This is a genomic window from Streptomyces luteireticuli (assembly GCF_041519305.1).
In the GTDB taxonomy this organism is placed as follows: Bacteria; Actinomycetota; Actinomycetes; order Streptomycetales; family Streptomycetaceae; genus Streptomyces; species Streptomyces luteireticuli.
The window spans coordinates 1,978,626-2,000,885 of record NZ_CP167927.1 but is presented as its reverse complement, the minus strand read 5'-3'; the positions used below and the strand labels follow the sequence as shown (position 1 = coordinate 2,000,885).

The following is a 22,260-nucleotide window of genomic DNA, read 5'->3' as shown; positions in this document are numbered from 1 at the left end:
ATGAGCAAGATCCTGATCCGTGGTGCGCAGGTCCTCGGCGGCGAGCCGCAGGACGTCCTCATCGACGGCGAGACCGTCGAGGCGGTCGGCGCAGGCCTGTCCGCCGAGGGCGCCCAGGTGATCGAGGCCGCGGGCAAGGTCCTGCTCCCGGGCCTGGTGGACCTCCACACCCACCTCCGCGAGCCCGGCCGTGAGGACTCCGAGACCGTCCTGACCGGCACCCGCGCCGCGGCCGTCGGCGGCTACACCGCCGTCCACGCCATGGCCAACACCTTCCCCGTCGCCGACACCGCCGGCGTCGTCGAGCAGGTCTGGCGGCTCGGCAAGGAGTCCGGCTACTGCGACGTCCAGCCCATCGGCGCCGTCACCGTCGGCCTGGAGGGCAAGAAGCTCGCCGAGCTCGGCGCGATGCACGACTCCGCCGCCGGAGTGCGGGTCTTCTCCGACGACGGCAAGTGCGTGGACGACGCCGTGATCATGCGGCGCGCGCTGGAGTATGTGAAGGCCTTCGACGGCGTCGTCGCCCAGCACGCCCAGGAGCCCCGGCTCACCGAGGGCGCCCAGATGAACGAGGGCGTCGTCTCCGCCGAGCTCGGCCTGGGCGGCTGGCCCGCCGTCGCCGAGGAGTCGATCATCGCCCGCGACGTCCTCCTCGCCGCGCACGTCGGCTCCCGGCTGCACGTCTGCCACCTCTCGACGGCCGGCTCCGTGGAGATCGTCCGCTGGGCCAAGTCCAAGGGCTGGAACGTCACCGCCGAGGTCACCCCGCACCACCTGCTGCTGACCGACGAGATGGTGCGCTCCTACAACCCCGTCTACAAGGTGAACCCGCCGCTGCGCACCGAGGCCGACGTCATGGCCCTGCGCGCCGCCCTCGCCGACGGCACCATCGACTGCGTGGCCACCGACCACGCCCCGCACCCGCACGAGGACAAGGACTGCGAGTGGGGCGCCGCCGCCATGGGCATGGTGGGCCTGGAGACCGCGCTCTCCGTCGTCCAGCACACGATGGTGGACACCGGCCTGCTGGACTGGGCCGGCGTCGCCGACCGGATGTCCTTCGCCCCGGCCCGCATCGGCCGCCTCGCCGGCCACGGCCGCCCCGTCGCCCCCGGTGAGCCCGCCAACCTCACCCTCCTCGATTCCGCATACCGTGGACCCGTGGACCCCGCGGGCTTCGCCTCCCGCAGCCGCAACACCCCTTACGAGGGCCGCGAGCTGCCGGGTCGCGTCACCCACACCTTCCTGCGGGGCCGGGCAACGGTCGTGGACGGGAATCTGACGTGACAGCTTTCATCACCCACCTGGCGGACGAGCAGAAGTCGCAGGCGGTCACCGACTGGGCGGCCAGGGCCGGCTGGGTCGTCGGCCTGCTGCTCTTCGTCGCGCTCATGTACTGGCTGATGCGCGAGGGCTGGAAGTGGCGCGGCACGCTCCAGGGCGACCTGCCCGAGCTGCCGGCCGTTCCCGAGGAGCCGGGCGAGGCCCGTCTGACGATGGCCGGCCGCTACCACGGCTCCACCACCGCCGGCCAGTGGCTCGACCGCATCGTGGCCCGCGGTCTGGGCACCCGCAGCCGTGTGGAGCTCACCCTGACGGACCAGGGCCTGGCCGTCGTCCGGCCCGGCGCCCAGGACTTCCTCGTCCCCGCCGCCGCCCTGCGCGGCGCCCGCCTGGACAAGGGCATCGCGGGCAAGGTCCTCACCGAGGGCGGCCTGCTGATCGTCACCTGGCGGCACGGCGACAAGGAGATCGACTCCGGTTTCCGCGCCGACCACCCGGCGGAGCACGCCGCCTGGGTCGAGGCCCTCACCACGTTTTTGAACAGCACTGCTTCGAGCAGCACCGCCTCGACCGGCACCACTTCGAACAGCACTACGGAAGGCGCACGATGACGACCTCCACCCCGGGGAGCAGGATCCCCGCCGTACTCGTCCTGGAGGACGGCCGCACGTTCCGCGGCCGTGCCTACGGGGCCGTGGGGGCGACCTTCGGCGAGGCGGTGTTCTCCACCGGCATGACCGGCTACCAGGAGACCCTGACCGACCCGTCGTACCACCGCCAGGTGGTCGTCATGACCGCCCCCCACGTCGGCAACACCGGCGTCAACGACGAGGACCCGGAGTCCGCGCGGATCTGGGTCTCCGGCTATGTCGTCCGCGACCCCGCCCGGATCCCGTCCAACTGGCGCTCGCGCCGCTCCCTCGACGACGAGCTGCGCAAGCAGGGCGTCGTCGGCATCAGCGGGGTGGACACCCGGGCGCTCACCCGCCACCTGCGCGAGCGCGGCGCCATGCGCGTCGGCATCTTCTCCGGCAACGCGCTGCCCGACGAGGGCACCATGCTGGCCGAGGTCCGCCAGGCTCCCGAGATGGCCGGTGCCGACCTCTCCGCCGAGGTGGCCACCAAGGAGACCTACGTCGTCCCGGCCATCGGTGCGAAGAAGTTCACCGTCGCCGCGATCGACCTGGGCATCAAGGGCATGACCCCGCACCGGATGGCCGAGCGCGGCATAGAGGTCCACGTGCTGCCGGCGACGGCCACCGCCGAGGACGTCTACGCGGTGAACCCCGACGGCGTGTTCTTCTCCAACGGCCCCGGCGACCCGGCCACCGCCGACCACCCGGTCGCGGTGATGCGCGAGGTGCTCGACCGCGGCACCCCGCTCTTCGGCATCTGCTTCGGCAACCAGATCCTCGGCCGCGCGCTGGGCTTCGGCACCTACAAGCTGAAGTACGGCCACCGGGGCATCAACCAGCCCGTGCAGGACCGCACCACGGGCAAGGTCGAGATCACCGCCCACAACCACGGCTTCGCCGTCGACGCCCCCCTCGACGGCCCGGCGGAGACCCCCTACGGCCGTGTCGAGGTCTCCCACGTCTGTCTGAACGACGACGTGGTCGAGGGCCTCCGGCTGCTCGACCGGCCGGCCTTCAGCGTCCAGTACCACCCCGAGGCAGCAGCGGGTCCGCACGACGCCGCGTACCTGTTCGACCGCTTCGTCTCCCTGATGGAGGGCCAGCGTGCCTAAGCGCACCGACATCCAGTCCGTTCTGGTCATCGGCTCCGGCCCGATCGTCATCGGCCAGGCCGCGGAGTTCGACTACTCAGGCACCCAGGCCTGCCGCGTCCTGAAGTCCGAGGGCCTGCGGGTCATCCTGGTCAACTCCAACCCGGCCACGATCATGACCGACCCGGAGATCGCCGACGCCACCTACGTCGAGCCGATCACCCCGGAGTTCGTCGAGAAGATCATCGCCAAGGAGCGCCCCGACGCGCTGCTGCCCACCCTGGGCGGCCAGACCGCGCTCAACACCGCCATCTCCATGCACGAGAACGGTGTGCTGGAGAAGTACGGCGTGGAGCTGATCGGCGCCAACGTCGAGGCCATCCACAAGGGCGAGGACCGCGACCTGTTCAAGGGCGTCGTCGAGGCCGTCAACGCCAAGATCGGGCACGGCGAGTCCGCCCGCTCGGTCATCTGCCACACCATGGACGAGGTGCTGGCCGGCGTGGACACGCTCGGCGGCTACCCCGTCGTCGTCCGCCCCTCCTTCACCATGGGCGGCGCCGGCTCCGGCTTCGCCCACGACGAGGAGGAGCTGCGCCGCATCGCCGGCCAGGGCCTCACGCTCTCCCCGACCACCGAGGTGCTCCTGGAGGAGTCCATCCTCGGCTGGAAGGAGTACGAGCTGGAGCTGATGCGCGACAAGAACGACAACGTCGTGGTCGTCTGCTCCATCGAGAACTTCGACCCGATGGGCGTCCACACCGGTGACTCGATCACCGTCGCCCCGGCGATGACCCTGACCGACCGCGAGTACCAGGTGCTGCGCGACATCGGCATCGAGATCATCCGCGAGGTCGGCGTGGACACCGGCGGCTGCAACATCCAGTTCGCGGTCGACCCCGAGGACGGCCGGGTCATCGTCATCGAGATGAACCCGCGTGTCTCCCGCTCCTCCGCGCTCGCCTCCAAGGCCACCGGCTTCCCGATCGCCAAGATCGCCGCCCGGCTGGCCGTCGGCTACACGCTGGACGAGATCCCCAACGACATCACCGAGCAGACCCCGGCTTCCTTCGAGCCCACGCTCGACTACGTCGTGGTCAAGGCGCCCCGCTTCGCGTTCGAGAAGTTCCCGGCCGCCGACGCCACCCTCACCACCACCATGAAGTCGGTCGGCGAGGCCATGGCCATCGGCCGCAACTTCACCGAGGCGCTGCAGAAGGCGCTGCGGTCGCTGGAGAAGAAGGGCTCGTCCTTCGACTTCGTCTCCGCGCCGGGCGACAAGGCGGCTCTGCTGGAGAAGGCGGCGGTGCCGACCGACGGGCGGATCAACACCGTCATGGCGGCCATCCGCGCCGGGGCCACCCAGGAGGAGGTCTTCGAGGCCACCCGCATCGACCCCTGGTTCGTCGATCAGCTCTTCCTGATCCACGAGACCGCCGAGGAGCTGCGCGCCGCCGCCGAGCTGGAGCCCGGCCTGCTGGCCGAGGCCAAGCGGCACGGCTTCTCCGACGCGCAGATCGCCGCGATCCGCGGCCTGCGCGAGGACGTCGTCCGCCAGGTCCGGCACGCCCTGGGCGTGCGCCCGGTCTACAAGACGGTGGACACCTGCGCCGCCGAGTTCGCCGCGAAGACCCCGTACTTCTACTCCTCCTACGACGAGGAGAACGAGGTCGCCCCGCGCGAGAAGCCGGCCGTGATCATCCTGGGCTCGGGCCCCAACCGCATCGGCCAGGGCATCGAGTTCGACTACTCGTGCGTCCACGCCTCGTTCGCGCTCAGCGACGCCGGGTTCGAGACCGTGATGGTCAACTGCAACCCGGAGACCGTCTCCACCGACTACGACACCTCCGACCGGCTCTACTTCGAGCCGCTCACCCTGGAGGACGTCCTGGAGATCGTCCACGCCGAGCAGCAGGCGGGCCCCGTCGCCGGTGTCATCGTCCAGCTCGGCGGGCAGACCCCGCTGGGCCTGGCCCAGGCGCTCAAGGACAACGGTGTGCCGATCGTCGGCACCTCGCCCGAGGCCATCGACCTGGCCGAGGAGCGCGGCGCGTTCGGCCGGGTGCTCAGCGAGGCGGGGCTGCCGGCGCCCAAGTACGGCACGGCCTTCTCCTTCGAGGAGGCCAAGGACATCGCCGCCGAGATCGGCTACCCGGTCATGGTCCGCCCGTCCTATGTGCTCGGCGGCCGCGGCATGGAGATCGTCTACGACGAGCCCTCGCTCGCCGGCTACCTGGAGCGGCACGCGGGCCTCATCTCCGAGCACCCGGTCCTCATCGACCGCTTCCTCGACGACGCCATAGAGATCGACGTGGACGCCCTCTACGACGGCCACGAGCTCTACCTCGGCGGCGTCATGGAGCACATCGAGGAGGCCGGCATCCACTCCGGCGACTCCGCCTGCGCGCTGCCCCCCATCACCCTGGGCGGCTTCGACATCAAGCGGCTGCGCGCCTCGACCGAGGCGATCGCCAAGGGCGTGGGTGTCCGCGGCCTGATCAACATCCAGTTCGCGATGGCCGGGGACATCCTCTACGTCCTGGAGGCCAACCCGCGCGCCTCGCGCACGGTGCCCTTCACCTCCAAGGCGACCGCCGTGCCGCTGGCCAAGGCCGCCGCGCGGATCTCGCTCGGCGCCACGGTCGCCGAGCTGCGCGCCGAGGGCCTGCTCCCGGCGGAGGGCGACGGCGGCACGCTGCCGATGGACGCGCCGATCTCCGTCAAGGAGGCCGTGATGCCCTGGACGCGCTTCCGGGACACTTCCGGGCGCGGTGTGGACACCGTCCTGGGCCCGGAGATGCGCTCCACCGGCGAGGTCATGGGCATCGACAACGTCTTCGGCACGGCGTACGCCAAGTCGCAGGCCGGTGCCTACGGCGCGCTGCCCACCAAGGGCCGGGCGTTCGTCTCTGTCGCCAACCGCGACAAGCGCGCGATGATCTTCCCGGCCCGTGAGCTGGCGGCCCAGGGCTTCGAGCTGCTGGCCACCTCCGGCACGGCCGAGGTCCTCAAGCGCAATGGCATCAACGCCACCGTGGTCCGCAAGCAGTCCGAGGGGACGGGCCCGAACGGTGAGCGGACGATCGTCCAGCTCATCCACGACGGCGAGGTCGACCTGATCATCAACACGCCGTACGGCACCGGCGGCCGCCTCGACGGCTACGAGATCCGCACCGCGGCCGTCGCCCGGGCGGTGCCCTGCCTGACCACCGTCCAGGCCCTCGCCGCCGCGGTCCAGGGCATCGACGCCCTGACCCGCGACGAGGTGGGCGTCCGCTCGCTCCAGGAGCACGCGGAGCAGCTCACCGCCGCCCGCCGGGCGTAACGGAGCGCAGGCCGAGGAGGGGGACACCGGACGGTGTCCCCCTCTCCATGACCCCGAAGGCATGACCCCGAAGGCTGGACATGTACCGACTCTTCTTCGACCTGATCTTCAAGCGCATGGACCCCGAGAAGGCCCACCACCTGGCCTTCGGCTGGATCCGCGCCCTCGCCCGGATCCCCGTCCTGCGCACTTTCGCCGCCGCCGTCCTCGCGCCCCGGCACAAGGAGCTGCGCACCGAGGCCCTCGGCCTGCGGATGCACGGCCCCTTCGGCCTGGCCGCCGGCTTCGACAAGAACGCCGCCGCGATCGACGGCATGGCGATGCTCGGCTTCGACCATGTCGAGGTCGGCACCGTCACCGCCCAGCCGCAGCCCGGCAACCCCCGGAAGCGGCTCTTCCGGCTGGTCGCCGACCGGGCCCTGATCAACCGCATGGGGTTCAACAACGACGGCTCGGCCGCCGTCGCCGCCCGCCTCGCTGCCCGGAAGGCGGTCTTCCGGACCACCGTCGGCGTCAACATCGGCAAGACGAAGATCGTCCCCGAGGACGGGGCCGTCGCCGACTACGTCGCCTCCACCGAGCGCCTGGCCGCCCACGCCGACTACTTGGTCGTCAACGTCTCCTCGCCCAACACGCCCGGGCTGCGGAACCTCCAGGCCGTGGACCACCTGCGCCCGCTGCTGACCGCCGTCCGCGAGGCCGCCGACCGCACCGTCACCGGCCGCCGCGTACCGCTCCTGGTGAAGATCGCCCCCGACCTCGCCGACGAGGACGTGGACGCCGTCGCCGACCTCGCCGTGGAGCTGGGCCTCGACGGCATCATCGCCACCAACACCACCATCGCCCGCGACGGCCTCGGGCTGCGCACCCCCAAGCGCACGGTGGAGGCCATCGGCGCGGGCGGGCTGTCGGGCGCCCCCCTCAAGGAGCGCTCGCTGGAGGTCCTGCGCCGGCTGTACGCCCGCGTCGGCGACCGGATCACCCTCGTGGGCGTGGGCGGCGTCGAGACCGCCGACGACGCCTGGGAGCGCATCCTGGCCGGTGCCACGCTCGTCCAGGGCTACAGCGCCTTCATCTACGAGGGCCCCTTCTGGTGCCGCCGCATCCACCGCGGCCTCGCCGAGAAGCTGGCCGCCAGCCCGTACACCACGCTGGCCGAGGCGGTGGGGGCTGCCGCCCGGTGACCTCTGCCGGGTTGTGGGCAGTCGTTCCGCAGGGCGGAACGGGTGGGCACAACCCGGCCGCCGGCCCGCACCCGCCCACCCGCTCCCCAGTCCCCCGGAGGAACCCCCCGTGACCACCAAGCCCCCCGCCGAACCCTTCGGCGCCCGCCTGCGCGCCGCCATGGACGACCGCGGCCCCCTGTGCGTCGGCATCGACCCCCACGCGGCCCTGCTCGAATCCTGGGGCCTGGACGACGACGTCGCGGGCTGCGAACGCTTCGCCCGCACCGTCGTCGAGGCCCTCGCCGACCGCGTCGCCGTCCTCAAGCCGCAGTCCGCCTTCTTCGAGCGCTTCGGCTCGCGCGGCATCGCCGTCCTGGAGCGGACCGTGGCCGAGGCCCGCGCCGCCGGGGCCCTGGTGCTCATGGACGCCAAGCGCGGCGACATCGGCTCCACCATGGCCGCCTACGCCGCGACCTACCTCGACCCGGCCTCCCCGCTGTTCTCCGACGCCGTGACCGTCAGCCCGTACCTGGGCTACGGCTCGCTGCGCCCCGCGCTGGACCTGGCCCGCGAGAGCGGCACCGGCGTCTTCGTCCTCGCCCTGACCTCCAACCCGGAGGGCGCCGAGGTGCAGCACGCCGTGCGCGCCGACGGCGCGAGCGTCGCGGCGACGATGCTCGGCCACCTGCGCGCGGAGAACGCGGGGGCCGCGCCGATGGGCTCGTACGGCGCGGTCGTCGGCGCCACGCTCTCCGGCAGCCTGGCCGCGGCCAAGGCCGATCTGGCCATCAACGGCCCGCTGCTCGCCCCCGGCATCGGCGCCCAGGGCGCCACTGCCGCGGACCTGCCCAAGGTCTTCGGCGCGGCCGTCCGGGACGTCGTCCCCAACGTCAGCCGCGGCGTGCTGCGGCACGGGCCCGACGCGGCGGCCCTGCGCGCGAGCGCGGAGCGCTTCGCCGACGAGGTCCGCGAGGCCGTGGCCGGGGCCGCCTGAGGGGCTCCGGGGAGCGTCCTGCCGGGAAATTGATGGCCGGTATGTCTGGAAAAGTCCTGGTCGGGCAAGGCTGACCAGGACTTTTCCGCTGTTCTCGCTGACTGGAGCGGGATCGGCCGCTAGTCTCCGACAAGAGCGAACGTGCAAGCGCGTTGCTCGTTGCTCCCCAGGTGTGGGCCGACTAGGTTCTCACCGGTCCTTATCCGACAGTTCGACATCCGAGGTGACGTAGGCGTGGCTCTTCCGCCCCTTACCCCTGAACAGCGCGCAGCCGCGCTCGAAAAGGCCGCCGCGGCTCGCCGGGAGCGCGCCGAGGTCAAGAATCGGCTCAAGCACTCCGGCGCCTCGCTGCACGAGGTCATCAAGCAAGGCCAGGAGAACGACGTCATCGGCAAGATGAAGGTCAGCGCCCTCCTGGAGAGCCTCCCCGGCGTGGGCAAGGTCCGCGCCAAGCAGATCATGGAGCGGCTCGGGATCTCCGAGAGCCGCCGGGTCCGCGGCCTCGGCTCCAACCAGATCGCCTCCCTGGAGCGGGAGTTCGGCAGCACCGCGGCCTGATTTCCCAGGCACTCCCGGAAACCGGGATAATCGCTCCATGAGTAACGCAGTCTCCCGGGGGACGTCCCCCGTCCCCCCGGCCAGACGCCCGCGGCTGACCGTGCTCTCCGGCCCCTCCGGGGTCGGCAAGAGCACGGTCGTCGCCCACATGCGCAAGGCCCACCCCGAGGTATGGCTCTCGGTCTCCTGCACCACCCGCAAGCCGCGCCCCGGCGAGCGGGAGGGTGTCCAGTACTTCTTCGTCAACGACGAGGAGTTCGACAAGCTGGTCGCCAATGGCGAGCTGCTGGAGTGGGCCGAGTTCGCGGGCAACCGCTACGGCACCCCGCGTCAGGCCGTCCTGGACCGTCTGGAGGCCGGGGAGCCGGTCCTCCTGGAGATCGACCTCCAGGGCGCCCGGCAGGTCCGTTCCTCCATGGAGGACGCCCAGCTGGTCTTCCTCGCCCCGCCCGGCTGGGACGAGCTGGTCCGCCGGCTGACCGGCCGGGGCACCGAGTCGCCCGAGGTCATCGAGCGGCGGCTGGCGGCGGCCAAGACGGAGCTGGCGGCGGAGTCGGAGTTCGACACCACGCTCGTCAACACCTCCGTCGAGGACGTGGCCCGTGAGCTGCTAGCCTTGCTGCGCTGAACATCTTTCTTCACCCCCATCGGAAGGCTAGAGAGTGTCCTCTTCCATCACTGCGCCCGAGGGCATCATCAACCCGCCGATTGATGAGCTGCTCGAGGCCACCGACTCGAAGTACAGCCTCGTGATCTACGCCGCCAAGCGCGCGCGCCAGATCAACGCGTACTACTCGCAGCTCGGCGAGGGCCTGCTGGAGTACGTCGGCCCGCTGGTGGACACCCACGTCCACGAGAAGCCGCTCTCCATCGCGCTCCGCGAGATCAACGCGGGTCTGCTCACCTCCGAGGCCATCGAGGCCCCGGCCGCGTAAGCAGCGATCGTCTTCACCAAGGGCCCGGCAGCACGGCTGCCGGGCCCTTGGTGTGTCATAGAGCCTGTAGGGCTTGCAGGGAACGAGAGTGCGGGGAGCAACCGGCATGGACAAGCCGAAGGTCGTCCTGGGGGTCAGCGGCGGGATCGCCGCCTACAAGGCGTGTGAGCTGCTGCGCAGACTGACGGAGTCCGGGCACGACGTACGCGTGGTGCCCACTGCGTCCGCCCTCAACTTCGTCGGCGAGGCCACCTGGTCCGCGCTCTCCGGCCACCCCGCCGTCACCCAGGTATGGGAGTCGGTCCATGAGGTGCCGCATGTGCGCATCGGGCAGGAGGCCGACCTCGTCGTGGTCGCCCCGGCCACCGCCGACATGCTGGCGAAGGCCGCCCACGGGCTCGCCGACGACCTGCTGACCAACACCCTGCTCACCGCCCGCTGTCCGGTGGTCTTCGCACCCGCGATGCACACCGAGATGTGGGAGAACCAGGCCACCCAGGAGAACGTGGCCACGCTGCGCCGGCGCGGCGCCGTGGTGATCGAGCCCGCCGTCGGCCGGCTCACCGGCGTGGACACCGGCAAGGGCCGGCTGCCCGACCCGGGCGAGATCTTCGAGGTCTGCCGACGGGTGCTGGCCCGGGGGACGCACTCCGCCGACCTGGCCGGGCGCCACGTCGTCATCAGCGCGGGCGGCACCCGGGAACCGCTGGACCCGGTGCGCTACCTGGGTAACCGCTCCTCGGGGCGGCAGGGGTACGCCCTGGCCCGTACGGCCGTCGCGCGGGGCGCGCGGGTGACGCTCGTCGCGGCCAACAGCGAGCTCGCCGATCCGGCGGGGGCGGACGTGGTGCGCGTCGGCACCGCCGTTCAGCTGCGCGAGGCGGTGCTGAAGGCCGCCGCGGACGCGGACGCCGTGGTGATGGCGGCCGCCGTCGCCGACTTCCGGCCGGCCCACTACGCCCCCGGGAAGATCAAGAAGAAGGACGGCGAGGAGCCGGCGCCGGTGGAGCTCGTCCGCAACCCGGACGTCCTCGCGGAGCTGTCGGCCGGGCGGGCGCGCCCCGGCCAGGTCGTCGTGGGCTTCGCCGCGGAGACCGACGACGTGCTGGCCAACGGCCGAGCCAAGCTCGCCCGCAAGGGCTGCGATCTGCTCGTGGTGAACGAGGTGGGGGAGGACCGCACCTTCGGCTCCACCGAGAACGAGGCCGTGGTGCTCGCCGCCGACGGGAGCGCCACCGAGGTCCCGCACGGCCCGAAGGAGGCCCTCGCCGACGTCGTATGGGACCTGGTCGCCGGACGTCTGGGCTGACGCCGGGCGAACCTCAGAACCGCCAAGATCGCAAGTATTCCTGGGGGAGCAGTGGCAAGTGTCACAGGCTGTGGCGCCAGTGATCCGGGACGGGAGGTTCGCGGCGAGCCGAGGCCGGATAAACTGACACCGGTCCCGCGTCGAGCGCAGCTCTCGGCCGGGCCGTCAAATGATCAGCCAGCAGCCGCTGCAACCCCAGGGAGCGATGTGTCCCGCCGCCTGTTCACCTCGGAGTCCGTCACCGAGGGTCACCCTGACAAGATCGCTGACCAGATCAGCGACACCATTCTCGACGCCCTCCTGAGGGAGGACCCGACGTCCCGCGTCGCCGTCGAGACCCTGATCACCACCGGTCTGGTGCACGTCGCCGGTGAGGTCACGACCAAGGCCTACGCGCCGATCGCGCAGCTGGTGCGCGAGAAGATCCTCGAGATCGGCTACGACTCGTCGAAGAAGGGCTTCGACGGCGCCTCCTGCGGCGTCTCGGTGTCCATCGGCGCCCAGTCCCCGGACATCGCCCAGGGTGTCGACACCGCCTACGAGACCCGCGTCGAGGGCGACGAGGACGAGCTCGACAAGCAGGGCGCCGGCGACCAGGGCCTGATGTTCGGCTTCGCCTGCGACGAGACCCCCGAGCTCATGCCGCTGCCCATCAGCCTGGCGCACCGGCTCTCCCGCCGTCTGACCGAGGTCCGCAAGAACGGGACCATCCCGTACCTGCGCCCCGACGGCAAGACCCAGGTCACCATCGAGTACGACGGCAACAAGGCCGTCCGCCTCGACACCGTGGTCGTCTCCTCGCAGCACGCGTCCGACATCGACCTGGACTCGCTGCTCGCGCCCGACATCCGCGAGTTCGTCGTCGAGCACGTGCTCAAGGAGCTCGTCGAGGACGGCATCAAGCTCGACACCGACGGCTACCGCCTGCTGGTGAACCCGACCGGCCGCTTCGAGATCGGCGGCCCGATGGGCGACGCCGGCCTCACCGGCCGCAAGATCATCATCGACACCTACGGCGGCATGGCCCGCCACGGCGGCGGTGCCTTCTCCGGCAAGGACCCGTCCAAGGTCGACCGCTCGGCCGCCTACGCGATGCGCTGGGTCGCGAAGAACGTCGTGGCGGCGGGGCTGGCCGCGCGCTGCGAGGTGCAGGTCGCGTACGCGATCGGCAAGGCGGAGCCGGTGGGTCTGTTCGTCGAGACCTTCGGCACGAACACGATCGACACCGAGAAGATCGAGACCGCCATCGCCGAGGTCTTCGACCTGCGGCCGGCCGCGATCATCCGCGACTTGGACCTGCTGCGTCCGATCTACTCCCAGACCGCCGCGTACGGCCACTTCGGCCGTGAGCTCCCCGACTTCACGTGGGAGCGCACGGACCGGGTGGAGGCGCTGCGCAAGGCGGCGGGGCTGTAGTCCTTTCGGGGTTGTGGACGGCCCGGGGTGCGTTTGGCGCCCTGGGCCGTTCGCGTTTTTTGGGTTGCCCCGGTCCCGCCCCCAGAGGGGCCCCCTTTCACTGTTTCTCGCCGCGCTGCCGCGCGGAGCGCAAGGAAACGGTGAAATGGGGGTGCCCCCTCTGGGGGAGGGACCGGGGCACACACCCCCTCCGCCCACTCACCCGCACCTGTCAGAGCCCTCTGCTAAGACTGAAGTCGTGAGCAGCAACAACGACGCGCAGGGGGAGCAGCTCGCCCTGATCCGGGAGAGCGTGCGCAAGGCCAAGGCCAAGGCGCCCCGCGCGAAGCCGCGGACCTGGCGTGGGGCCGAGCTCGCCAAGGAGCTGCCCGTTGCCCGCGTGCTGGTGGACAAGGGGCCGGTCCACCTGGACAAGTTGTGGGACTACGCGGTTCCGGCGGAGCTGGACGAAGAGGCCCGTCCCGGCGTCCGCGTCCGGGTCCGCTTCGGTGCGGGGACGCGCAATGTGAGGGACGGGCGGCGGGAGGGCGGCGGCCTTCTCGACGGGTTCGTCGTCGAGCGGGTGGACGAGTCCGAGTACCGCGGGCCGCTCGCCGCCATCGCCCAGGTGCTGTCGCCCGAGCCCGTGCTCGGCCCGCAGCTGCTGGGCCTGTGCCGGGCCGTGGCCGACCGGTACGCGGGCTCCCTCGCCGACGTGCTGCAGCTGGCCGTGCCGCCCCGGCACGCCCGCATCGAGGCGGAGCCCGCGCCCGCCCTGCTGCCGCCTCCGGCCGCGCCCGAGGCCGGCAGCTGGGAGCGCTATCCGACGGGCCGGGCGTATCTGGAGGCCCTCGCCCGGGGCGACTCCCCGCGTGCGGTGTGGACGGCGCTGCCCGGCCCCCACTGGGCCGAGGAGCTCGCCCGCGCCGCCGCTGCCGCGCTCGCCTCGCGGCGCGGCGCGCTGATCGTCGTGCCCGACGGCCGGGCCGCCGCCCGGGTGGACGCGGCGCTGACCGGGCTGCTCGGCGAGGGGCGGCATGTGCTGCTCACCGCCGACACGGGGCCGGAGGAGCGCTACCGGCGCTGGCTCGCGGTCAGCCGCGGCGCCGTGCGGGCCGTGGTCGGCACCCGCGCGGCGATGTTCGCGCCGGTGCGCGACCTGGGGTTCGCCGCGATCTGGGACGACGGCGACTCCAGCCACAGCGAGCAGCACGCGCCCCAGCCGCACGCCCGCGAGGTGCTGCTGCTGCGTGCGGCGCAGGAGAAGGCGGCGTTCCTGCTCGGCGCCTTCGGGTGCACCGTGGAGGCGGCGCAGCTCGTCCGCACCGGCTGGGCCCTGCCGCTCGCCGCGGACCGGGAGCGGATACGGGCCGCCGCGCCCCTGGTCCGTACCGTCGGCGACGGGGACCTCGCGCGGGACGAGGCGGCACGGGCCGCCCGGCTGCCCTCGCTCGCCTGGCGGGCGGCCCGTGAGGGGTTGCAGCACGGGCCGGTCCTGGTCCAGGTGCCGCGCCGGGGTTACGTTCCCCGCCTCGCCTGCGAGCGCTGCCGCGAGCCCGCGCGCTGCGGGCACTGTGCGGGCCCGCTGGAGGCGCGGGGCGACGACGGCGTGCTGCACTGCGGCTGGTGCGGCGCCGAGGCCCGCGACTGGCACTGCCCGGAGTGCGGCGGCGCCCGGCTGCGTGCCCAGGTCGTGGGCGCCCACCGGACCGCCGAGGAGCTGGGCCGGGCGTTCCCCGCCGTGCCCGTGCGGACCTCCGGGCGCGACCATGTGCTAGACACCGTGCCGGGCACGCCCGCCCTGGTCGTCGCCACGCCCGGCGCCGAGCCGGTCGCCGAGGGCGGTTACGCGGCGGCCCTGCTGCTGGACGGCTGGGCGCTGTTGAACCTGCCGGACCTGCGCGCCGGCGAGGAGGCGCTGCGCCGCTGGCTGGCGGCGTCCGCGCTGGTGCGGGGACAGGCGGCGGGGGGCCAGGTCGTCGTCGTGGCGGAGCCCACGCTGCGGCCCGTGCAGGCGCTGGTGCGCTGGGACCCGGCGGGGCACGCGGTGCGCGAGCTGGCGGAGCGGGAGGAGCTCGGGTTCCCGCCCGTCTCGCGGATGGCCTCCGTCAGTGGCACGGAGGAGGCGGTGGCGGACTTCCTCGCCCTCGCGGAGCTGCCGGAGGGGGCCGATGTGCTCGGTCCCGTCCCGGTGCCCGCGGCGGTCGCGGGGCGGCCGCGCCGGCCCGGCGACGCGCCGGTGGGGGAGCGGTGGGAGCGCGCGCTGGTGCGGGTGCGCCCCGGCCAGGGGGCGGCCCTGGCCGCCGCGCTCAAGACCGCCCAGGCGGTGCGGCTGACCCGGCGGGAGGGCGCCCCCGTGCGGCTGCGGATGGACCCGCCGGACATCGGCTGAGGCGCGGCGGCCGGGGCCGTCGGCGGCCTCGGCCGCGGCTCAGCCGTTGCGCGGTCCGGGGAAGGCGGTGGGGCGGGGTTCCTCGCGGTGCGAGCCGGAGGGCTGGCCGGGGACCGAGCGGGCGGCCGGCACCACCGGCACCGCCCCCGCGGGGACCGGTGCGTTCTGCTCCGCCGTCGCGTTGTCCGCGGAGTTCTGGCCGTTCGCCCGGCGGGCTCCGTAACGGCGGTGCACCGCCTGCTTGGTGACGCCCAGCGCCGACCCGACCGCGTCCCACGAGAAGCCCAGCGAGCGGTCGAAGTCCACCGCCGCCGTGACCAGCGTCTCGACGCTGTCCCGCAGCTCCTGGGCCAGCCGGACGGTCGGCGCCGGGGCCCGGCCGTAGACCACGAAGCCCGCGGAGGGACCCGTACGGCGTGGACGGTAGACATTGCCCAGCTGAGCGGTCAGGGTACGCAGCGCGTCCACCTGTCGGCGGACCCGCTCGATGTCCCGGACCAGAAGATGCAGACTGGCTCGCGCCTGGGCGTCGTGGGTGGCGTGGTCGGGCATCAACAAGCCTCTCGGACCGGCGGTGAACGGGACGTGGGGGAAGGCGAGTTGACGACCGGCGGCAGCGGGCGGCGGCCGCGGCCCGCTGCCGGGCGGTCAATCTCTCTTGACCCAACGATTGACCCAACGCGCCAAGGCCGGACGGGTCACGGTATGGGGGCGCACATCCGCCGGAATGAGGCGTGCACTGCCCCGCGCGCCCCTCGCGCGAGGGCCCGCCCCTAGACTGGTGCGCCGTCCCGCTCGGCGCGTGAGAGGTAGTGTTCGCCACCCATGAGGCTTGTCTTCGCCGGTACTCCCGAGGTCGCCGTCCCCGCCCTCGACGCCCTGCTCGCCTCCGACCGCCACGAGGTCGTCGCCGTCGTCACCCGGCCCGACGCCCCCGCCGGACGCGGCCGCCGCATGGTCGCCAGCCCCGTCGCCGAGCGCGCGGCGGAGGCCGGCATCGAGGTGCTCAAGCCGAACCGGCCGCGCGACGAGGACTTCCTCGCCCGCCTCCGTGAGATCGCGCCCGACTGCTGCCCCGTCGTCGCCTACGGTGCCCTGCTGCCCAAGGCCGCCCTGGACATCCCCGTCCACGGCTGGGTCAACCTCCACTTCTCGTTGCTCCCGGCCTGGCGCGGCGCCGCCCCCGTCCAGCACGCGGTGCTGGCCGGCGACGAGGTGACCGGGGCCTCCACCTTCCTCATCGAGGAGGGGCTGGACTCCGGCCCGGTCTTCGGCGTCCTCACCGAGCAGGTCCGCCCCACCGACACCAGCGGTGACCTGCTGACCCGGCTGGCCTTCGCCGGTTCCGGACTGCTCGCCGCCACCATGGACGGCATCGAGGACGGCACCCTGAAGGCCGTCCCGCAGCCCGCCGAGGGCGTCTCGCTCGCCCCCAAGATCAGCGTCGAGGACGCCCGGATCGACTGGTCCGCCCCCGCCCTGCGCTGCGACCGCGTCGTCCGCGGCTGCGCCCCCGCGCCCGGCGCCTGGACGGTCTTCCGCGGCGAGCGGCTGAAGGTGATGTCGGTGGCGCTCACCGCGGACCGTACCGGTCTGGCGCCCGGCGAGCTCGCGGCCGGCAAGAACTCCGTCCACGTCGGCACCGGTTCGCACGCCGTCGAGCTGCTGTGGGTGCAGCCGCAGGGCAAGAAGCCGATGAAGGCCGCCGACTGGGCCCGCGGAGTGCGCATCGCCCCGGGCGAGAAGGTCGGCGACGGGGCGGCCGCGTAGGCTGGAGCCCTTCGTCATCCCAGCTCCGGAGCACCTTTAGTGAACGATCAGCCGCCTCGTCGGAACAACGGCCGCCCCGCGAAGCCGCACCGCCGGCCCAAGAAGGACCCGGTCCGGATCCTCGCCTTCGAGGCGCTGCGGGCCGTCGACGAGCGGGACGCGTACGCGAACCTGGTGCTCCCGCCGCTGCTGCGCAAGGCCCGGGAGAAGGACGGCTTCGACCACCGCGACGCGGCGCTCGCCACCGAACTGGTCTACGGCACGCTGCGCCGCCAGGGCACCTACGACGCCGTCCTCGCCGCCTGCGTCGACCGCCCGCTGCGCGAGGTGGACCCGCCGGTGCTGGACGTGCTCAGCCTCGGTGCCCACCAGCTGCTCGGCACCCGCATCCCGCCGCACGCGGCCGTGTCCGCCACCGTCGAACTGGCCCGGTGCGTCCTCGGCGACGGCCGGGCGAAGTTCGTCAACGCCGTGCTGCGCAAGGTCACCGCGCACGATCTCGACGGCTGGCTGGAGCGGGTCGCCCCGCCCTACGACGAGGACCCCGAGGAGCACCTCGCCGTCGTCCACTCCCACCCGCGCTGGATCGTCTCCGCCCTGTGGGACGCGCTCGGCGGCGGCCGGGAGGGGATCGAGGACCTGCTGGAGGCGGACAACGAGCGCCCCGAGGTGACCCTGGTCGCCCGCCCCGGCCGCATCGGCGCCGACGAGCTGCTGGCCGGCCTCGGCGCGGACCATGTGCTGCCCGGCCGCTGGTCGCCGCACGCCGTGCGGCTCGCCGAGGGCGGCGAGCCCGGTGCGATCGACGCCGTGCGCGAGGGCCGCGCCGGGGTCCAGGACGAGGGCAGCCAGCTGGTCGCCCTGGCGCTGGCCGCCGCCCCGGTGGACGGACCGGATGCCCGCTGGCTCGACGGCTGCGCCGGACCCGGCGGCAAGGCCGCCCTGCTCGGCGCCCTCGCCGCCCAGCGCGGCGCCGCGCTGCTGGCCGCCGAACGGCAGCCGCACCGCGCCCGCCTGGTCGGCCGCGCCCTGGCCGGCAACCCCGGCCCGTACCAGGTGGTCACCGCGGACGGCACCCGCCCGCCGTGGCGCGAGGGCACCTTCGACCGCGTCCTCGTCGATGTGCCCTGCACCGGGCTGGGCGCCCTGCGCCGCCGCCCCGAGGCCCGCTGGCGGCGGCGCCCGGAGGACGTGGCCGGCTTCGGCCCCCTCCAGCGCGACCTGCTGCGCGAGGCCCTGCGCGCCGTCCGCGTCGGCGGCGTCGTCGGCTACGCGACCTGCTCCCCGCACCCGGCGGAGACCCGGGCCGTCGTCGAGGACGTCCTCAAGCGGCAGGGCGTCGAGGCCGAGTGGATCGACGCCCGCCCGCTGATGCCCGGGGTCCCGGCGCTCGGGGACGGCCCCGACGTCCAGCTCTGGCCCCACCTGCACGGCACCGATGCCATGTACCTGGCACTTCTGCGTCGTACGGCCTGACGGCCGGCCCCCGTCGCGGCCGGGGGCCGTGCGAGGCACGGCCCCGCGGCATGGCAGGCTTGGGGCATGACCGTCCAGATCAACCCCAGCATCCTGAGCGCGGACTTCGCCCGCCTCGCCGCCGAGGCGGAGGCCGTCAAGGGCGCCGACTGGCTCCATGTCGACGTCATGGACAACCACTTCGTCCCGAACCTCACGCTCGGGGTGCCGATCGTCGAGTCGCTCAGCAGGGCCACCGACACTCCGCTGGACTGCCACCTGATGATCGAGGACCCGGACCGCTGGGCCCCGCAGTACGTCGAGGCGGGCGCCGGGTCCGTCACCTTCCACGCCGAGGCCGCCCACGCCCCCGTGCGCCTCGCGCGGGAGATCCGGGCCAAGGGGGCGCGGGCGTCCATGGCGCTGAAGCCCGCGACGCCCATCGAGCCCTACGAGGACCTGCTCCCCGAGCTCGACATGCTGCTGATCATGACCGTCGAGCCCGGCTTCGGCGGCCAGAAGTTCCTCGACATCATGCTGCCCAAGATCCGCCGCACCCGGCAGCTGATCGACCGGCACGGGCTGGAGCTCTGGCTCCAGGTGGACGGCGGCGTCTCGGCCGAGACCATCGAGCGCTGCGCCGACGCGGGCGCCGACGTGTTCGTGGCGGGATCGGCCGTTTACGGTACCGATGACCCGGAGGCCGCCGTACGCTCACTGCGTGAGCTCGCGGAGACGGCCACCGCGGCCGCATCCTGGGCCTGCGCCCACTGAGGCCCACCGGCCCGGGGGCCGGGGCGAGATCGAGGACCCGCCTTTTCTGACAGGATGACGGTCGAGTCCACAGCGGAAGACAGCAGTGAGGAGAACGCGGTGTCGACGGGCCGTTCAGTGACGCCGATGGGGCCCGCCGAGCTCGTGCAGGCGGCGGCCATGGCCCGCCGCTTCTATCTGGAGGGCAAGTCCAAGATCCAGATCGCCGAGGAGTTCGGCGTCAGCCGCTTCAAGGTGGCCAGGGTCCTGGAGACGGCGCTCGAACGCGACCTGGTGCGCATCGAGATCCGGGTGCCCGCCGAGCTGGACGCGGAGCGCTCCGACGCGCTGCGCTCCCGCTACGGGCTGCGGCACGCGGTCGTCGTCGAGTCCCCGGCCGACGCGGCCGACGACGCCCCCGACCCGGAGAACCTCGGCGAGGTGGCGGCCGGCCTCCTCGGCGAGCTGGTGCACGAGGGCGATGTGCTCGGCCTGGCCTGGGGCCGGTCCACCATCCACATGGCCGCCGCCCTGCACCGGCTGCCGCCGTGCACGGTCGTCCAGCTCACGGGCGTCTACGACGCCGGCACCGCGGAGCGGGGCTCGGTGGAGGCCGTCCGCCGGGCGGCCCAGGTCTCCGGCGGCGAGGCGCACCCGATCTACGCCCCCATGCTGCTGCCCGACCCGGCCACGGCGGCCGCGCTGCGCGGCCAGACCGGCATCGCGCGGGCCTTCGACTACTTCGACAAGGTCACCGTCGCGGCCGTCTCCATCGGCTCCTGGGAGCCGGGCATCTCGACGGTGTACGACATGCTGTCGGAGGACGAGCGGGCCCACTACGCGTCGCTGGGCGCGGCCGCCGAGATGTCGGCCCACCTCTTCGACGCGGAGGGCCGGCGGATCGGCCGTGACCTGGGGGAGCGCTGCATCACGGTCGAGGCGGACCGGCTGCGGCGCATACCGGAGGTCGTGGCGATCGCGGGCGGGCAGCGGAAGGCTGCCGCCATTGGTGCGGTGCTGCGGTCCGGTCTGGTGACCAGCCTGGTCACGGATACCGCGGCGGCGGATTTCCTGTTGAACGAGTTCACGCCGGGGGCGCGGCCGGCTCTGGATCGGGCGGATCCGGACGTCTGACGGTTCGGGGAGGGGTGAGCCCCCGGCCCGCCCTTTCACCGTTTCTTTGCGCTCCGCGCGGGTGTCCTCAAGCGCCGGACGGGCTGAAAATCAGCCCGTCCGGCGCTTGAGGACAATGCGGCGAAGCCGCATTGCGGCGGGCCGAGGGGCGCAGCCCCGGAAGAAACGGTGAAAGGGCGGGCCAGGGGCAACCCCCTCGGCGAAAACCACAGGCACCCCCCGCACCCCCTGGCCAAAGCCACAGAATGCGCAGATCATTCGCCATCACCCCGTCTCATCGTGGATGATGGGTCCAGGAACCTCAGCCCGATCCGGCGCTGGTTCGAGCTGACTCCCCACCCGCTCTGTAGATCAATTTCGCAGGTGAGAGAGCCAGTATGCGTTTCCTCAACGATCAGAAGCCGCCGTACGACCTGACGTACGACGACGTCTTCATGGTGCCCAGCCGCTCCGCGGTCGGTTCGCGCCAGGGCGTCGACCTCTCCTCGCCCGACGGCACGGGCACCACCATCCCGCTCGTGGTCGCGAACATGACCGCGATCGCCGGCCGTCGCATGGCGGAGACCGTCGCCCGCCGCGGTGGCATCGTCGTCATCCCCCAGGACATCCCGATCGAGGTCGTCACCGAGGTCATCTCCTGGGTCAAGGGCCGTCACCACGTCCTCGACACCCCGATCGTCCTCGCCCCCACTCAGACCGTCGCCGACGCGCTCAGCCTCCTGCCCAAGCGGGCCCACGGCGCCGGCGTCGTGGTCGACGCGGACCACCGCCCCGTCGGCGTCGTCACCGAGCACGACCTGACCGGCGTGGACCGCTTCACCCAGCTGTCCGAGGTCATGTCCAAGGAGCTGCTGCTCCTCGACGCCGACATCGACCCGCGCGAGGCGTTCAACCAGCTCGACGCCGCGCACCGCAAGCTCGCCCCCGCCGTGGACAAGGACGGCCGCCTGGCCGGCATCCTCACCCGCAAGGGCGCCCTGCGCGCGACCCTCTACACCCCCGCCACCGACGCCGACGGCAAGCTGCGCATCGCCGCCGCGGTCGGCATCAACGGCGACGTGGCCGGCAAGGCGAAGGCCCTGCTGGAGGCCGGTGCGGACACCATCGTCGTGGACACCGCGCACGGCCACCAGGAAGGCATGATCGCCGCGGTCAAGGCCGTCCGGGGGCTGGACCCGCAGGTCCCGATCGTCGCGGGCAACATCGTCGCCGCCGAGGGCGTGCGCGACCTCATCGAGGCCGGCGCGGACATCATCAAGGTCGGTGTCGGCCCGGGCGCCATGTGCACCACCCGCATGATGACCGGCGTGGGCCGCCCGCAGTTCTCCGCCGTCCTGGAGTGCGCCGCCGAGGCGAAGAAGTTCGGCAAGCACGTCTGGGCCGACGGTGGCGTCCGTCACCCGCGCGACGTCGCCATGGCGCTGGCCGCGGGCGCGTCCAACGTCATGATCGGCTCCTGGTTCGCCGGGACCTACGAGTCCCCGGGCGACCTGCAGCAGACCGCCGACGGCCGGCTGTACAAGGAGAGCTTCGGCATGGCCTCGGCCCGTGCCGTGCAGAACCGCACCTCCACGGAGTCCGCCTACGACCGCGCCCGCAAGGGCCTGTTCGAGGAGGGCATCTCCACCTCGCGGATGTTCCTCGACCCGGCCCGCCCGGGCGTCGAGGACCTGATCGACTCGATCATCGCGGGCGTCCGTTCGTCCTGCACCTACGCGGGTGCCGGCTCCCTCGCGGAGTTCCACGAGCGGGCCGTCGTCGGCGTCCAGAGCGCCGCCGGTTACGCGGAGGGCAAGCCGCTGCACGCCAGCTGGCAGTAGTTCCCCACCAGCCCGGAAAAGGGGCGCGGCCGTCATGGCCGCGCCCCTTTTCGTCGTTCCGGGACCTGCTGTGGTTGACGCCTACATGTACCGATTCGTAAGGTGACATGCAACGAACGCCCATTCTTGGCATGCAGACGCAATGATCGTACGGGCATGCGCAAGAATGGTGCATTACGAGCGCGGGTCCTCACCTCGTAGGGTTCCGCGCAGTACGTGGAGTGGCGGGTACCGCTTGCTCGCG

At 72.8% G+C, this 22,260-nt stretch carries 18 protein-coding genes; 17 read left to right on the top strand and 1 reads right to left on the bottom strand.

Annotated elements, in window-relative coordinates:
- The 12 genes from AB8735_RS08115 to AB8735_RS08060 all read left to right on the top strand — a co-directional run bounded on the left by AB8735_RS08115 (position 1) and on the right by AB8735_RS08060 (position 15,084).
- Complete coding sequence (locus AB8735_RS08115; protein ID WP_344029646.1) at positions 1-1,287, top strand: dihydroorotase; 1,287 nt, start codon at positions 1-3, stop codon at positions 1,285-1,287.
- Positions 1,284-1,895, top strand: coding sequence for a hypothetical protein (locus tag AB8735_RS08110; RefSeq protein WP_344029648.1), 612 nt, complete (start codon positions 1,284-1,286; stop codon positions 1,893-1,895). The genes AB8735_RS08115 and AB8735_RS08110 overlap by 4 nt, the downstream gene beginning before the upstream one ends.
- On the top strand, positions 1,892-3,031 hold the full coding sequence (gene carA / locus AB8735_RS08105) for a glutamine-hydrolyzing carbamoyl-phosphate synthase small subunit (protein WP_344029650.1): 1,140 nt from the start codon (positions 1,892-1,894) through the stop codon (positions 3,029-3,031). Before AB8735_RS08110 ends, carA begins: the two co-directional genes overlap by 4 nt.
- On the top strand, positions 3,024-6,335 hold the full coding sequence (carB, locus tag AB8735_RS08100) for a carbamoyl-phosphate synthase large subunit (RefSeq protein WP_344029653.1): 3,312 nt from the start codon (positions 3,024-3,026) through the stop codon (positions 6,333-6,335). Before carA ends, carB begins: the two co-directional genes overlap by 8 nt.
- An 80-nt stretch (positions 6,336-6,415) precedes the next feature.
- Positions 6,416-7,519: a quinone-dependent dihydroorotate dehydrogenase gene (locus AB8735_RS08095; protein ID WP_372406355.1), complete on the top strand. Its 1,104-nt coding sequence runs from the start codon at positions 6,416-6,418 to the stop codon at positions 7,517-7,519.
- Positions 7,520-7,679: 160 nt separating this feature from the next.
- A complete protein-coding gene (gene pyrF / locus AB8735_RS08090) occupies positions 7,680-8,495 on the top strand; it encodes an orotidine-5'-phosphate decarboxylase (RefSeq protein ID WP_372411795.1) in 816 nt (271 codons plus the stop codon).
- Between the two features lie 234 nt (positions 8,496-8,729).
- Positions 8,730-9,053: an integration host factor gene (locus AB8735_RS08085; protein ID WP_119288626.1), complete on the top strand. Its 324-nt coding sequence runs from the start codon at positions 8,730-8,732 to the stop codon at positions 9,051-9,053.
- A gap of 37 nt (positions 9,054-9,090) precedes the next feature.
- The gene (gene gmk, locus AB8735_RS08080) at positions 9,091-9,681 is read left to right on the top strand and encodes a guanylate kinase (RefSeq protein WP_372406352.1); all 591 of its coding nucleotides are present in this window, start codon (positions 9,091-9,093) and stop codon (positions 9,679-9,681) included.
- Between the two features lie 34 nt (positions 9,682-9,715).
- Positions 9,716-9,988, top strand: a complete 273-nt coding sequence (rpoZ, locus tag AB8735_RS08075; protein ID WP_049718421.1) for a DNA-directed RNA polymerase subunit omega — start codon at positions 9,716-9,718, stop codon at positions 9,986-9,988.
- Between the two features lie 106 nt (positions 9,989-10,094).
- The gene (coaBC, locus tag AB8735_RS08070; protein WP_372406348.1) at positions 10,095-11,297 is read left to right on the top strand and encodes a bifunctional phosphopantothenoylcysteine decarboxylase/phosphopantothenate--cysteine ligase CoaBC; all 1,203 of its coding nucleotides are present in this window, start codon (positions 10,095-10,097) and stop codon (positions 11,295-11,297) included.
- 207 nt (positions 11,298-11,504) lie between these two features.
- Positions 11,505-12,713, top strand: a complete 1,209-nt coding sequence (metK, locus tag AB8735_RS08065; protein ID WP_344029670.1) for a methionine adenosyltransferase — start codon at positions 11,505-11,507, stop codon at positions 12,711-12,713.
- A gap of 238 nt (positions 12,714-12,951) precedes the next feature.
- Complete coding sequence (locus AB8735_RS08060) at positions 12,952-15,084, top strand: primosomal protein N' (RefSeq protein ID WP_372406345.1); 2,133 nt, start codon at positions 12,952-12,954, stop codon at positions 15,082-15,084.
- 39 nt (positions 15,085-15,123) lie between these two features.
- Here the strand turns inward: AB8735_RS08060 and AB8735_RS08055 are convergent, their stop codons facing one another.
- Positions 15,124-15,636, bottom strand: a complete 513-nt coding sequence (locus AB8735_RS08055) for a hypothetical protein (RefSeq protein ID WP_344029676.1) — start codon at positions 15,634-15,636, stop codon at positions 15,124-15,126.
- A 273-nt stretch (positions 15,637-15,909) separates the two neighbouring features.
- Here AB8735_RS08055 and fmt point away from each other — a divergent pair, with 273 nt between their 5' ends.
- From fmt to AB8735_RS08030, 5 genes are all read left to right on the top strand, one after another.
- The gene (gene fmt, locus AB8735_RS08050; protein WP_344029679.1) at positions 15,910-16,854 is read left to right on the top strand and encodes a methionyl-tRNA formyltransferase; all 945 of its coding nucleotides are present in this window, start codon (positions 15,910-15,912) and stop codon (positions 16,852-16,854) included.
- A gap of 39 nt (positions 16,855-16,893) precedes the next feature.
- Positions 16,894-18,330 carry a transcription antitermination factor NusB gene (locus AB8735_RS08045; RefSeq protein ID WP_344029682.1) on the top strand — a complete coding sequence of 479 codons (1,437 nt, stop codon included), beginning with the start codon at positions 16,894-16,896 and terminating at the stop codon, positions 18,328-18,330.
- Between the two features lie 66 nt (positions 18,331-18,396).
- Positions 18,397-19,083, top strand: coding sequence for a ribulose-phosphate 3-epimerase (gene rpe / locus AB8735_RS08040; RefSeq protein WP_344029685.1), 687 nt, complete (start codon positions 18,397-18,399; stop codon positions 19,081-19,083).
- A 126-nt stretch (positions 19,084-19,209) separates the two neighbouring features.
- The gene (locus AB8735_RS08035; RefSeq protein ID WP_344030077.1) at positions 19,210-20,196 is read left to right on the top strand and encodes a sugar-binding domain-containing protein; all 987 of its coding nucleotides are present in this window, start codon (positions 19,210-19,212) and stop codon (positions 20,194-20,196) included.
- Between the two features lie 377 nt (positions 20,197-20,573).
- The gene (locus tag AB8735_RS08030; protein ID WP_372406340.1) at positions 20,574-22,016 is read left to right on the top strand and encodes a GuaB1 family IMP dehydrogenase-related protein; all 1,443 of its coding nucleotides are present in this window, start codon (positions 20,574-20,576) and stop codon (positions 22,014-22,016) included.
- Positions 22,017-22,260 lie beyond the last annotated feature (244 nt).

What these genes read in the sequence shown, in the direction of transcription:
- AB8735_RS08115 (WP_344029646.1), top strand. Translation starts at nt 1, where the DNA reads ATGAGCAAGATCCTGATCCGTGGTGCGCAGGTCCTCGGCGGCGAGCCG.
- carA (WP_344029650.1), top strand. Translation starts at nt 1,892, where the DNA reads ATGACGACCTCCACCCCGGGGAGCAGGATCCCCGCCGTACTCGTCCTG.
- AB8735_RS08095 (WP_372406355.1), top strand. Translation starts at nt 6,416, where the DNA reads ATGTACCGACTCTTCTTCGACCTGATCTTCAAGCGCATGGACCCCGAG.
- pyrF (WP_372411795.1), top strand. Translation starts at nt 7,680, where the DNA reads ATGGACGACCGCGGCCCCCTGTGCGTCGGCATCGACCCCCACGCGGCC.
- gmk (WP_372406352.1), top strand. Translation starts at nt 9,091, where the DNA reads ATGAGTAACGCAGTCTCCCGGGGGACGTCCCCCGTCCCCCCGGCCAGA.
- coaBC (WP_372406348.1), top strand. Translation starts at nt 10,095, where the DNA reads ATGGACAAGCCGAAGGTCGTCCTGGGGGTCAGCGGCGGGATCGCCGCC.
- AB8735_RS08055 (WP_344029676.1), bottom strand. Translation starts at nt 15,636, where the DNA reads ATGCCCGACCACGCCACCCACGACGCCCAGGCGCGAGCCAGTCTGCAT.
- fmt (WP_344029679.1), top strand. Translation starts at nt 15,910, where the DNA reads ATGAGGCTTGTCTTCGCCGGTACTCCCGAGGTCGCCGTCCCCGCCCTC.
- rpe (WP_344029685.1), top strand. Translation starts at nt 18,397, where the DNA reads ATGACCGTCCAGATCAACCCCAGCATCCTGAGCGCGGACTTCGCCCGC.
- AB8735_RS08035 (WP_344030077.1), top strand. Translation starts at nt 19,210, where the DNA reads ATGGGGCCCGCCGAGCTCGTGCAGGCGGCGGCCATGGCCCGCCGCTTC.
- AB8735_RS08030 (WP_372406340.1), top strand. Translation starts at nt 20,574, where the DNA reads ATGCGTTTCCTCAACGATCAGAAGCCGCCGTACGACCTGACGTACGAC.